Here is a 13,748-nt window from a genome sequence, read left to right as displayed (position 1 = left end):
CCTTTCTTTATCTCACTTCTTTACCCCGGGCCCATTCCCAAGATCCTGCATCTCGTTGGGATCCTGAGACAGCGGGCGCTTTGGATCCGGCCCCACATAGCTCATCTTCGGATCTCTATGGATCTCCGTTCCCGGTCCCTGCCTCTCATCCTTCCGCTTCCCATCATATCCGCTTCCCGGCTTCTTCGTATTCGTCTTGATTCTCTGTGCCTTTCTCATATCAGATCTCCTTTCACTTTTCTCTCTGCATTGATTCTGTATTTTAAGCGGGATTGCAGGGCAGGCTACTTTTAAGTTTTCTCCCGCCCCGCTTTTCGGTCACTATCCCGGAGGAACTCCCGCGTCATGTCCCTCTCTCAATATTTAATCAAACACCAGCGGTCATCTGTTTTCCGAGCTGATTGACGCCCGTAGCCGCCAAGCCAGATACAATCCCGATCGCCATGGCGTTAATGACGTCCTTCGCCGGATAGTCCGGCATGAGCTGCAGTGCCGCGATGCCGAGCAGCATCCCAGATACGCCGCATACGGCGGGGATCGCCTTGTCCGGCACGATCGGCATGCTTTTGCAAAGCATGCCGATCAAATAGCAGATCACAGTAATACCGACTACACTCGTAAGCCCAAAATCCATGTTCTTTTCCTCTCTTTCTCAGTCTTCTACTTTGATGCACTTGTTTTCCCACTTTTTGTATGCATCCAGGTAAAGCTCCGCGCGGTCTCCGTTGTATGTTAATTCATAGTACATTCCATCCGGAACCGTCGTGCTCACCAGCGCCTTAAAGTTCTGCAATGTCTTGCACATCCAGACAACAAAGACATTCTCTTCCGTAATATCTCCGTTCTTGTCCGTGCTTTCCTTGCGGTCATTGAAATAATCCGCGACCGCTTTCACGCAAAGTTTCCTAAATTCCTTTTCCTGCATTGCATCCCCCCCCTCCGTCGCAAATAATCTCGATCCCATATTCCTCAGCCGCTTTATGCTCAAGCCTGCATCCGCGGGCGTCTTTCCATCCAGGAGCAAAATATGCCATATCCGCGGTCGAGAGCAGCTCAATGGCCTTTCCGGTAAACCAAAGCGGCCGCACGTCAGCAGGTGCCCCCTCAAAGTAGGAATCAATGATCTCGATTTCCTCGCCAAACTCACTCACAATACTGTCGATGATTCGTTGCCTCTCCTTCTTGATCTTCTCTTCAGACTCTCCTGCCATTGGCTGACTGATAAACACTCTTAACATCCATCCCTCTCTTTCTTAATCAATGCATGTGCAGAGCCAGTCCCTGCACGACCCACACGGCAATACCTCCGGCCAGGGCGGATACGATCGCAGTGATTGCCGTCTGTACGATCGCTCCCCAGGTCTGCCCTGGTTTATCCTCTAGGTTTCTGACTCTTCCGGAGATGATCTTCTGCTCTTCAGAAAGAATCTTTTGCTCGTCCAGCATCCTTGCCATATTCAAAGCCAGTTTTTGCACGGATAGGGCGAGGTCATTGATCTGCTTGCTAACAGCTTCCAGATTGCCTATCCGGTATCCTAGGTTTTTGATCTCGTGCTCGTGCCCTGAGAGATTTTTAACGATTTCCTCATTCGTCACATTTTGCACCCTCCTTCCTTTCTTTCCATCCTACTCCTCTCCATTCCTTTTCCCCGTAGCAAAAAGCAGCGGAAGAAATGTTCCCGCTGCTTCCTTTTCCCATCACGCCTTTTTCTTTCCCTCTTTATTCCACCGCTTAAAGTCCTCCTCGCTGTAAATCTGTTTCTTGTTCACTAAGATCTTCTGCAATCTCTTGACGATTTCATTTCTCTCTTCGCTGTCCTTCGCCTCCAAATATTTCTCTTTGTATTTTCTTGTTATAGCAGTCTTGAGATCTCTTTCAGCGTCCTGCTCCGTCTTCCCCTGCGCTTTATAAGCCTGCATCCACTTCTCCAGCGCCTCCTTTACCTCCTTTTCATTTTGGTCCTTTTCATAGAGTAATTTGGCGATCTCCTCGCCCGATCCTCTTTGACTCCTCAGCTTTGATGTAATCTTTTTTTGTATCATCTCCTCAGAATAGCCTTTATCTTTCAGCGCTTTTTCCAGTTCCTCCTTTCTTTTCTTATCTCCCCGCATCGCGGCCTCTGCTGCTGCTTCTATCTCCGGCTCCTCCGCCAAGGCCTTTTGTACAGCTTCTTCCACCTTCTCAGGATCCATATTTCTTTTCATTTCTTCAATGATCTGATCCCCAAGCGCTTTGTTCCCCTGTGCATAGGCCCGCATGGCATCCGCCAGGAATTGCTTTTGGTTCAAGTATTTTTCATCCTTCTGCGCACCGATGTCGTAAAGGATCCTATCCCGATCATAAATCGCTCCGGCCTTGTCACCGATCAAAAAGGTATCCACAAAAGCGCCAATATCCTTCATCATATTGTGAAGAGGGATCCCCGCGATGTTTGTCGCTCTGGACAATTTATAAAGCATTCCCAGCCCGCTGGATTTCGACTCTCCCTGAACAAATTTCACCGTTTCCGGAATCGTCTGAAGAAGATCTTCCAATGCCTTCATCCCAAGATCATCTTCATCGCTATATCCCTGCTTTCCCGTCGTAATCTTCACGCTCTTTTCAATGATATCCTTGATATACGGAAGGTTATTCCAAGGCTGAATGCTGGATAAGAAATCCTGTAGGAATTTTTCTCTCCATTTTTCTCCGTACTTCTTATCCTTATCCGGATCCCGCATTGCAGACACAATGGACGCAGCCGCCGATGTCAAAGCTTGCGAGAGAAGCACCGCTACGACAACTCTGGCCGCCCGCTTCTTTGCTCCCTTCTCTTCGTGCTTGATATCGCTCGCCATCCGATACAGTACATTATATGTTTTCGTCGGCTCCGACATAAAGGAAGTGATGATCTTCTCCCACGTCCCTTTGCTCTTCATAAGATCGGAGCGATGCAATACAGAATCCACTACCTGCGTTGTATCAATCACGTGATTAAAGATCCTTGCCGCCTCCTGATAAAACTCCTCCGTTCCGGGCGAAAGCTTTGTCGTGTCCTTTACCTGCGCCTGTGCGGCCCACCATAGCCGGACCCATGCAACTTCATCTCCCTTCTCCAGCAAATACATCGAGCTGTCCTGAAGCTTCTCCAGCGCAGATTCCCCACCAATCAGCATTCCTTTCATGGAACGACCCACATTGATATCATAGGATCCAAGTTCTTTCCATGCCGCAATCGGTGCATACTTCTTGCAAAGCTCAAACTCCTGCCTTGCCATCTTCCCCGGCTTCAGCGTGAGCCCTTCCAGAAGATACTTCGGATTCGTTACCGCCATAGCTCTTACATATGCTGTCGGCTGCTGAATCGCAGATCGAAGATTTGCTCCAATCAGTGCTCCCTTATATTTCCCTGCGATACCATAAAGCCCTCCCCATTCATTCCTGCCACGGCTTCCGTTCAAATCCCGAAGCAAATTCGTGAAGTAATCGATTCCGTTTTTCCCCATGACTCGCTGCAATTCCGCATGGACATTCCCTTTCACGCCTTTATAGTTATACCATTTTTCGAGGTCTGAGACGGCTGGCATATAGGCACTGTAAGAGCTCATCTTATCCACTTGATCCACAAAGACATCAAAGATATCCTGCACGATCAGCGGATTAAAAGTTCTCTGTTGCGTCGCCTTCGTCATACCCATGTTCTTCAGCATGGTCATTCCCCGCTCCAAAGCTTCCGAATTGATTCCAATCGAGGTATCATCCACGCGAATCGGGAAATAATCTTTTGCCATAAATTTCCGGTATCCATACAAATTCAACGTGGCCTCATTCCCCCATGCGGAGGTTTCTCCCGTCAGGAATCTCCCGATCGCCGCTGCTACTCTCTTTTCCTTCTCGCTTAGGTGCTCATTTAGCAGTCTGGAAAGTAATCCCTCTGAGAGCTTATAAACGGTATTGTTGTCTTGCATTACCCCAAGCCTTCCACGCCTAGGCTCCCATTTAATTCCTCCATAGCTCAAGTTCTTCGGATGTATTCCGAGTGCTCTCTCCTGTTTCGTCGTCCCATAGAGATGCATTCTTGCCTGTTCCCGCTGATTCAGAAGATAAAGAGACATCAACTGTGCTTTCGTAACTTTCACCGTTTTGTTTCTCGTTCCGCTCAGCGTCCCTCTTTGTACGGCAGGCAAAGTGATCTCAATTTCCTTCTGCGACCACTCCCGCATTTCTTTGTCTTCTAACCGATTTTCCTCTTTGATCTTTTCAAAGTATTCCTGTGCCTGCACCATCTTCCGTGTTTTGTTGTCCAGCGCATCCCGAAGTGCCTGATATCGATCGCCGCCTCCTTTCCCCATCTCATGAAAGAAGGTATAACTGTCCATCATTCCGGTGGATGCCAGTTTCTTCAGGCTCCCAATAAACCCTGCATAGTCCTTCTCCGTCTCCCTTTGCCTTAAGGAATCTACCGTTTTTTCAGACGCTTCCGCTATGCTCTCCATATTCTTTTCTGCGATGAATTGGTTGGCAGTTTCGACCATTCTTCGAAGTGCCCGCAGAGTGTCTCGCACTTCTCTCAGATTTTTCAAGGGGAGAATATCAATGTTTCCATGCGCCTCCTCGTTTTTCTCGAAGGCCGAAACCGTTGCCTGCAGGTTTTTCACGATATCCGGATCAATCGTGAGATAGGAGGCATTTCCATTTTCTGATTCTAAAATATTGTCTTGCTTCTCAATCTCCTGGATTTTCTGGCTAAGCGTAAGAACTGCTGCCTTAAACTCCTCCGCGCTCAGTGTGCGTTTTGTTTTTTCTCCTTTTCCATTCTTTCTCTCTTCAATTTCTCCTTCTTCCGTGATTTGTCTTGAGGCATAGTCAATATAACTCAGGACGTCTAGAATCGGCTTCACCATTGGCTCCGGGATATGCTCCTGATCTGTCGGACTTGCTGCCATCTGAAGCAGTTTCCTCGCATCCTTTTGTACTTCACTTTTATACCGTGCCCGGTCTCTCCCTTCTTCATAACGTTCCCTTTGCTCCCGGATTTTCTGCAGCATTGCTTCTCTCTGCTGGCGCTTCTGATCCGTCAACATCTTTTTTCTAAGGTTAAATTCTTCATGACTCAAATTTCCATCCGAGAATTCTTTCCTCAGCTCTCTCAGCCTTACAGCATCCTCCCGTTGGATGATCCGGAGCCTTTCGTTGGACTCTCGGAGAAGTTCATTTCTCGCTTCCTCCTTTGCCATTTTCCAGCTTTTTGCATAGCTTTTCGCCTTGCCTCCTTTTTCCATCCCCACTTCATAATAAAGATCAAAGACTTCCTTCGCGATGTCCTCCGCCGCTTCTCTTTGTGTCGCCATATCTCCATAGATGTTGACCATTCTGGGCCGCATATATTCATAGACATCCATGATCTCTTGTACAGCATCCGCCTCATTGCGAAAATCATCCGGGTCTTTCGTGAATGCATCCGGAAACACGCCTTTCAATTCTCTATATACGGCAGAGGCCTCTTTCTCCCGATGCTCTTCCTTTGTTGTAAATCGTATCTTCCCAAACCATTTCCGCTGCAGCATTCCGATTCCATCCGGTGCAACATCCCTCACATTTTGCGGAGAGATATAGATGATCGTATTATGTAACGCCTTTCTAAAAGGTCTCCATGCCTCTTCTTCCTCGGGATCCGGCTGCACCGCCTCCTCAATCAACTGATTCGCAATCGCCCTTGCCCCATTCATAATATCCTGATAGTCCAGATGTTCCGCTGTCTTAATATAACTGTAAAACTTCGCAAGCTGTTCCTTTAAGACGGTCTTTGACATCTTTGATCCTGTATCATCCACTAGCTTTTTTGCGACATTTCTGATCCCTGTCTCATCTGTCTGTTTCCCTCTTGTTGCAAACAAGAGATTGGTCAAATATGCATTCTCTCTCCGAAGCGCTTCCGACTGCTCTTCATATCTTCCCGGGAGCATTTCATCTTCCAGATCGAGCTGGAATCGAATTCCATCTAGGGACTGAAGCTTTTGCTTTCGATCCCCTTCGATCTCCGCATCATAAAATTGGATGGGAATCCCTCTCTTTTCCAGCGCGTCAAGCACTTCTTCCGAAGTATTCTGCGGCACAAGAGCCGCCGCTATCTCATCATAATTCACAACTCTCTGCGGTTTTGCCTCAAACATCTCCACGGGCATTTCCTTTATCGCATGGATGATCTCTGTAATCTTTCGGATATCCTCCTCCCGGACTTGCCAAATATCATATTTTCGGAACGTATCTCTCAGCGTCTCCTTACTAAAGTTCTTTTCTCCCGCCGCATCCTGAATGATGTTTCCTATCTGATTGATCGCTTCAAGTCGATCGCCTCTTCCAGACCTCTCTCGAATCCCTGATATCACTTCCAATAATTCTTCGTTCAATTCGTCCTGCTGCTTCTTGAACTCCTCTTCCGTCAGATTCTTCAAACCACCCTCTCGCTGATGCATCTCCTGAATGCTTTTTATGTCACTCTTCACTGCGGCTCGGAGCGTCTTTACTCCTTCAAACCCCTCCACATTCTTTGCATTATCCGACTGAGAAAGCATTGATCTTACTATATTTTCCGGCGTCACATCATAGTGAAGCTCCGAAAAGTTTCTTCGCTTCCCCTTCTTCGTAAACGGTTCTTTCCCGTTCCATACTCCTTTTTTTCCTTCGCTCCCACGAAATAGATCAGAAAGCCATTTCCGGTATCCTTCCTTGTCCACATGCCGGTCGAGAAACTTCTCTGCAGCCTCCTCATCATATCTCGCGTGCTCATGCGGATCCTGCCACCTGGATGCCTTCTCCATGATCTTATAGGCATCCCCCTTTTCCCGCATCGAAGACAGCACTGTTTGTATCAACTTCTCCGGCTTCCCTACCTTCTCCATAGATTCCCGTTTGAGTTCCAGCAATCTTTCCCCGTATTTTTCCGTGATCTCCTGCGTCCCCATATCATAGATATGATGAAGCTCTTTCCCGAATTCTTTTTTCACAGTACGCATCAAAACATCTTCTGCTGTTTCAATTGATGTATCGCCTTTGAACTCCGGCACACTTATCCCTTTCTCCGAAAGATAAAGCGCCTGCATTCCTCTGTTCTCTTCCGCCCTTTTTACTAATTCGGCCTCTCCGCCCTGTGTGATTGCATACTGCATCTCATTCAGGAATCTCTCTGCATTCTCCTGCATCTCTCTCGGGATATCCCGTTCCTCTATGTTTCTCTTCGTGCGATCCTGAATCTCTTTGATTTTCTTCTGCTCTCCCTCATATTCCAACTTTGGGAACATCGGCGTCCAGGCATCTGCGCCATACACCTTATTCCCCTTCCTCTCCGGATCCACGGTATTTTTCCGGAAAACAAGCGAAATATCCCCAAACTTTTCCCATCCATAATCTGCTTTCGTCACAGCAATAGACGGCATAGGGATCCCATCATAAGACAAGACCTTAAGAAGCTTATCCGCCTTTAAGTTATGAACCGCAATCAGGCTTTTACTCTCTTCTACCTCTTCCTTTCCCTCCAGATGATCCTTCAGCGTATGGTTCTTCTCATTGACATTCGGAGAATGTTCTGTTATAGTCTCTTCATGAGGATCACTTTGCACCCTAAAGCGCTTCATTGCGTCAGCAGAGTTGTTCCTCTTTTTTTTGTTTTCTCTCAATGAGATGTCATAAACATAATGTTCATCTCCAGTGTCTTTCACATTGATTAAGACGTCAAAATAACTCCCGTCACTTTTGATCGTCTTTACAAAGTAATCCCAATTCTTCGCATCGCGATGGAACTCATTCTTTTTCCCTCCCTTTTCCGCTTTACTCTTATCGTAATTGGAATTCTCCGCTAAAGTTACGTAGTCCCCATCTGCTGCAATATTTATTTTTGTCTTAAACCCTTTTCTGTCGGATTGCTTTCCGCCAAATATTCCTTTCCTTATGCCATAAGGATCATATTTCGCTTCATAGGTTACACCATCTTTTTGGAAGACGACCTTCTGATCCCGGTACTTTCCCTTCATGATTTCAAGGGCATGATGCATTCTCTCTCTTATAGTAAGTTTTTTTGTCGCATCGCTCGTCTCATAAACATCGATATTTCCCTCATGCCCAACCAGTTGATACTTTATTTCTCCTTCCCGTTCCTCTCCGGCATACTCCTTTGTTTCCATCGTCTCCGCGGACTTCTCCACTGCCTCCATCCACAAAGCCCGAGCATCCTCATATTGCCGAAGATCTTCTGCAAGCGCCGTGCTTGCCCGCCGAAGCCCTTGCTTTGAAATAATTTCCCGAATGGCATCCACAACCGAGTTCAGCCACTCGAGAATTCGCCTCCCAATCCCTTTCTGTGTCTCCGTTACTTCCTTGATAAACTGCCTATCGTTCAGGAATTCCCCTGTGGAATCCGCGACAATTTCATCCGTAAGCTCCTCATGAGACAGTTCTTCTCCATATGCCTTCCGATATGTTTCTATCAGCGAATCAAAATCCGTCCCCTTTGATCGGACGATCGCGCGAACGGCAGCCTCCCGAAAGTCTGCGTATTCTATCGGTGCATACTCCTTGATCCAGTGCGTCATCTCATGGCTTACCGTTGCCATGGGGTTCTCACTGCTCAAATCAACCGTGACAATTCCCTTCCCCGACTGATATCCTCCCATCGCATCCGATCGGCCAAGACCATTCTCTCCGTATCTCGTGCTATCTGTGACACGGAATAAAATCCCGGTCTTTTCCCCGAGACTTTCTAACGTTCTCTTTAGGGCTTCCGGAGTTTCCGGTACGCTCTCTAAAAGTCCCCCACTTCTCTTCTCCTGTCTTTCTCTATAGTTCACATTGGCAAGCCTCTTCAAATTCTTCATATAGTCCGCATGCCCAGCTTTATAGATCGATTCAAATTTATCCTTCCCAAGTATGGCCGCTTCCGCAGTCTTCATATCATCCTGCAGAGATCCATACCTCGCCATATTGTAGATATCCGAATAAGTCTTGATGTAATCCGGCACCGTCATTGTTCCGTCAAAGTTCTCAAGAAACGCCTTCTTCCCTGCTGCACCATAATTTCCGGCCCAATCCTTTAGCGTCTCCCTTTCCCACTTCCGTTTTCTGTTCTCCAGTTCCTCTCTGTCTTCTTCCTTTTCTTCTGCTTTCCCAATGCTTTCTCTCTTCGCAGTTTCCTTCTTCGTCTCTTTGATTCCTTGCCCCAGATTCTCTTCCTTCGCTTCTTCCTGCGTGTTTTCCTGATTGACTGCAGATTCATTGGCCTCCTGCAGTCTCTGCGCGTCCTCCATATTTGCTTCGATCGCATTTGCAAGATATCCCCGCTCCATCTGAGAGATATTCTCTCCCTTCTTCACGCGGTCCGCATACTGCTGCGCAATGCTTTTCGCCTTTTGTCCACCTACCGTACTGTCATCCACGCTGTTCGCAATCTCTTGGTATCCGTTCCCCCGGAAGACATCTCGATATTCCGCCCCCTTCCCGTATGTCCCTATCGCAGACGCAACGCCAGAAGAAAATCCTCCGGACAGTCCTCCGCCAAGGAAGGAAAGACCGGCTGATTGCAGACGAGAAGCCACTGTATTCATGAAGGCACTCTTCTCATTTTCCCCATTCGCAATTCTTGCGCTGTACTCCTGATAGGGCTCTGACGCTGTGTTTTTTATCAGGATATCCGTAATATCGTTCGAAATATCCGTCGCAAACTCTTCCGATCCCTCTGTCAAGAAACTCTTCGCATAGTTCTTCGCGAGCTGCTTAATCCCCGTTACCGGAACCTCTTTCATTGATTCAAAATTCCCAAGCGAAAAACGCTCCCAGAACGCTTCTGCAATCCCATGTGTTATTGCACTTCCAAGCATCTGATTCTTGCTCAGATTCTCATTCATGGAATCTTCATAGAGTTCCTGATTTGCTGCATTACCCCCCGCAAGCGCCAAACTCCCTCCCCCAAAAAGAAGCGCATTCGCGGTCGAACTGGCAGCGTCCAAGACAGTTCCAGTCAAAAAATTCGACACTTTTTCTTGTGTACTTTGTATTCCATCGTTCTTCAGTCCAAGCCTTTCTCTTACTGCGCGCTGTGTCCCCTGTCGGATCGCGTCCACGACAGGGGCACTTTTCATATTTTCCGGCTCCATCTTATCCCCACGAGCCATCTGTGCGGCAGTATTGATAAGCCCTTCTACACCGCTTACGGCATTTTCTCCCGTATACAGCGCCGCTCCCAGAACCGGCGCTACCGCCCCAATGCCAGGCTTTTCCGACAACCTCTTCAGATATTGATATTCCCGGTAGCCTTCGGCTGTATCCGACACAAGCGGAACCGAATTCACCCGATCCTCCTGCGTCGTTCCCCGAATCTTTGTTCCATCCCCTCCCGGATGTTTCTGCACATACTCCTCAAACTCTTTCCGTTGTGCCTCAGTTTCTTCCGGCTGTCCCGACGGCTTCACATAATATTCCGGATGATAGGACGATACTTTTTCTGCTTCCAATCTTGCCGAAAGCGATCTTTCCTGTCCCTCTCTCCTCTCCCTCAGTGCATGTGCCGTAGTAGGATCCGCGGTCTTTTCCGCCATTGTCTGATAAGATGGCGCCCAGGACTTATGTTCCTGCATATAATCACGGATCTGGTCATTCATCTTCGAATTTGGCATGATCGGCTTTTGGGAATTCAGGAGCGATCTCAAATCACCAATCCCTCTTCTTTTTGAGCTTGCGGCCTCATTTTGCTCGCTTCCCGCCGGATCGCTCTGCCAGTCCGGAATTCCCTTCAATGTCTTATAGTCTCGATACATTTCCGCAGCGCTTTGCGGCATTCCTTTGCTTCTTATCGCCTGTGCGGGATCCGGATCCGCTTCCGGTATTCTGATTCTCCCAGACTTTACCCCGGAGGAAATCGCTTCTCCCCCCTTACTCTTCAAAAACTCCTGGAACGGATTGTAAGAGCTCCTGGAAACTTCTCTCTCCTCTACTTTTTTTCTTCTCGCCATTCCCGCACTCTCCTCTTATTTTTTCAGATTTCGAAGCAGTCTCCCCGATGCAAAATCATCTGCCTTTTCATTGACTGCGCCAACTAACGGATCCATTACGATTCTCCCAGCCATCTGGTCCGCGATGATCTTCTGCTGATACTGCTTCGCATAATTATCTCTCCCCTTTTGCGTGAGAAGCGGGCTATCTCCACCGGCGAAGTTCCCAGCTCGGATATCTGCGATCTGCTTCCGTACAAGACTCGGCGTCATTGCATAAGGAAGCGTTACCGCAGTGTTCTCTGCGGTGCTCTCCTTTCCCTTTGCCCTTCCTCTTCTTCCCCGTCTTCCTCTTCTCCCGCTTCCACCGGATCCTCCACTTCCTCCACTGCTTCCACTCGTCATTCCCGCCATCTGCATATCCATCATGGCAAGTTCCTTCTGTGCTTTCTGTGCCTGCAGTTTTTTCAGTTCATTGTCCAGCGCCGCCTGCTCCTTTGCCATTGCTTGCTCCTCTTTTTGCAGTGCATACTGCTGCGCCCACTGACTATCCTGCTGATCCTGCTGATACGCCGAAAAGTCCGCTCCCCTCTCGGAATCATACCTGCCCGCAAGGTAGTTCTGTCCATTCCAAAAATTTGCGGTATTTGCCTGATATGCATTCAAATCTGCTGCCCGCTCTGCATCCAGCCGTCCGGCATAAAAATTTCGATCATCCTTCCAGTCTCCCACTGTATCCCGATATCTTCCATAATCGGTATTGTCCTGCCCCTGGAAGGCCTGCAGCTGATTGTACCTATTCGCCTGCTGATTCTGATAACGCTGATACGCACGATCATAAAAACTAAGCACATCGTTATTCAGTTCGGACATGGTCTGATCATAGGCCTGCTGTCCTGCTGCCTGTGCCGCCGTAGATCCATAGCCCCCAGTCAATGCCGCCGCATTCCCCATCGTGTCCCGCATAGAGCGCCTCGCTGCATCCTGCTTCTGCTGGCTGATCATCTGATAAAGATCATCGTTCTGCAGATCCTGTCCCGTGTAGCGAAATTCTTTGTCTCCATAGATCTGCCCCAGCAAACTATTGATCTGATCGGAGTATTTCGATCGGAACGGATCCGGTTTCTCTCCATCCGTATTTCGCAGTTTGTCCCTCCATGCCTGTACATTCTCCGATTCCTCATAGTCACCCGGCATTCTGGCTTCTCTTGCTTTCATGGCAAGATATGCCTTCCCCACCTGCTCCGATGGGCGATATCCTCTTGTCACCGCACTCTTCGAAAGATCCCCACTCACTCCAAGCGCTTTCAGTGGCGGTAGAGCGGTCCCCGTTGCCCCACCATCAACTCCCTGAATCACTCCCTTTGTATCATTTGAACCAGCAAGGACATTTGCCGACGGAGCTCCTGCTGCCCCAGGTGCCGACGACGTCCCCCCATTTCCTTTTGCTCCATCCCGAAGAAGCTGATAGAGTTTTATGTTCTGATCCGCGCTTCCGCGATATCCGCTAATTCCGAGATTCTCCGCCTGCTTCGCTCTCGCACCGTAACTCGAGTCCATCCCTTTTTGCTTCATCCAGTCCACGATCGACACTGCCATTCTCTTCCTCCTCTCTTTCTTCTTCTGTAATCAGCCGCACCACCTGCAGAAGCTTCATCCAGTTTTCCAGCCCGGAAATTTTTAAACTGTCCAGGATATCACAGGCCTCCTTAATATTCCTTCTCCTTATTTTCATGGTATCCTTCACGTTCTTTCCTCCTTCTCTGTATCCTCTCTTCATTCCTTTGTATTTGATTTATTCTAAACGCTGTGAGCTCCGGATATCGAAGCGATAAGAATCCTCCGCACTCTCCCAGCAATCCGAAAAGCCCGGCGCGGTCCCTTGCCTCCTGCAGTTCCTGCGCAATATAGCCTTCCTGTACTTTCCCGCTTTTCTTCACTCTGTAGCGTCTTTGACGAAGTGAAAGAAAAAACTTTTCCGCTTTTTCCGAGTCAAGCTCCTTTATATTCTTTTTCCGCCTCCTATCCGACCATGACTTCCCCGCATTTTCCGAATACACTTCAGAGCAGCGAAGACGGTTCCGCGTCTTATACCTATGGTCCTGCATCCATAGCCGCACCGACCGGCATTTCAAATAAGTGTAAGCGAAATTATATGGCGTTCCGTGCTCTCGATCATGCCATCCGTATAGGGCCCAGATATCCCCTTTCACCTGCAGTCCCGTTACCGTCGTCCCGGTATCTGTTTTTTCATCTTGATCCATTGTTTTCGACGAATCGAATTTGATTTCCTTTTGGGGGAGATTCTCCGGATTACATTCAATCGTTTTCGCAATCGTATTCCTCAAATGCAATATTTTGGTATTGATCAATCCAGACGATATTACACTGTCCGCATTCCCCGTCATATCGTTCCCCCGGATTGTAAATCCTCCAATTTGACAATCCCTTCCATGCACCTCCCCTGAAAACGTGAGAGAGTGCTCATTCAGTTTGAAGTTCTCTGTATCTACCAGAAATTTCTTTGTCCGGCAATCGATCTTGCTCCCGTCAATTCGAAGCTCCGTGTTCAATTCCCCCATGATATCGGTTCTCTTTACAGAAAGCCGGATCCCGTTCTCATTGATCTCGATCAGGGAGCGATTTTGATTGTTCTCGAATTCTGCAAATGAACTCCGGAATCCCTTCAGACTCAATTCGTAATCTTGCACCGTCTTCTGATCCTGATTGAATTTCCGGATCACCTTCGGATCCCAGGAATCTCTCCATGTTAAGGATTCCGATGAAAA

The 13,748-nt window shown here is 48.2% G+C and carries 9 protein-coding genes; all 9 read right to left on the bottom strand.

From position 1 onward, the window contains the following. Nucleotides 1-12: 12 nt before the first annotated feature. Nucleotides 13-219, bottom strand: a complete 207-nt coding sequence (locus HMPREF1986_RS04250; RefSeq protein WP_021773545.1) for a hypothetical protein — start codon at nucleotides 217-219, stop codon at nucleotides 13-15. 148 nt (nucleotides 220-367) lie between these two features. Further along, nucleotides 368-634 (bottom strand): phage holin family protein, encoded by a 267-nt coding sequence (locus tag HMPREF1986_RS04245; RefSeq protein WP_021773544.1) that lies wholly within the window; start codon nucleotides 632-634, stop codon nucleotides 368-370. Nucleotides 635-652: 18 nt separating this feature from the next. Then, nucleotides 653-895 carry a DUF6275 family protein gene (locus tag HMPREF1986_RS04240; RefSeq protein WP_330365124.1) on the bottom strand — a complete coding sequence of 81 codons (243 nt, stop codon included), beginning with the start codon at nucleotides 893-895 and terminating at the stop codon, nucleotides 653-655. Nucleotides 896-905: 10 nt separating this feature from the next. Further along, the gene (locus HMPREF1986_RS04235) at nucleotides 906-1,238 is read right to left on the bottom strand and encodes a DUF4406 domain-containing protein (RefSeq protein ID WP_021773542.1); all 333 of its coding nucleotides are present in this window, start codon (nucleotides 1,236-1,238) and stop codon (nucleotides 906-908) included. A 19-nt stretch (nucleotides 1,239-1,257) separates the two neighbouring features. Then, on the bottom strand, nucleotides 1,258-1,596 hold the full coding sequence (locus HMPREF1986_RS04230; RefSeq protein WP_051273872.1) for a hypothetical protein: 339 nt from the start codon (nucleotides 1,594-1,596) through the stop codon (nucleotides 1,258-1,260). 102 nt (nucleotides 1,597-1,698) lie between these two features. Continuing rightward, nucleotides 1,699-10,980 carry a hypothetical protein gene (locus HMPREF1986_RS04225; protein ID WP_021773540.1) on the bottom strand — a complete coding sequence of 3,094 codons (9,282 nt, stop codon included), beginning with the start codon at nucleotides 10,978-10,980 and terminating at the stop codon, nucleotides 1,699-1,701. A gap of 15 nt (nucleotides 10,981-10,995) precedes the next feature. Next, nucleotides 10,996-12,534 carry a hypothetical protein gene (locus tag HMPREF1986_RS12535; protein ID WP_442950089.1) on the bottom strand — a complete coding sequence of 513 codons (1,539 nt, stop codon included), beginning with the start codon at nucleotides 12,532-12,534 and terminating at the stop codon, nucleotides 10,996-10,998. Continuing rightward, nucleotides 12,467-12,706, bottom strand: coding sequence for a hypothetical protein (locus HMPREF1986_RS13260; protein ID WP_196806104.1), 240 nt, complete (start codon nucleotides 12,704-12,706; stop codon nucleotides 12,467-12,469). Before HMPREF1986_RS13260 ends, HMPREF1986_RS12535 begins: the two co-directional genes overlap by 68 nt. Continuing rightward, nucleotides 12,669-13,541: a tail fiber domain-containing protein gene (locus tag HMPREF1986_RS04215; protein WP_196806103.1), complete on the bottom strand. Its 873-nt coding sequence runs from the start codon at nucleotides 13,539-13,541 to the stop codon at nucleotides 12,669-12,671. The genes HMPREF1986_RS13260 and HMPREF1986_RS04215 overlap by 38 nt, the downstream gene beginning before the upstream one ends. Between the last annotated feature and the right edge of the window lie 207 nt (nucleotides 13,542-13,748).

The organism is Oribacterium sp. oral taxon 078 str. F0263 (genome assembly GCF_000469565.1).
Taxonomy (GTDB): domain Bacteria; phylum Bacillota; class Clostridia; order Lachnospirales; family Lachnospiraceae; genus Oribacterium.
The sequence above is the reverse complement of the archived record's forward strand: the minus strand, read 5'-3'. Positions and strand labels throughout refer to the sequence as shown.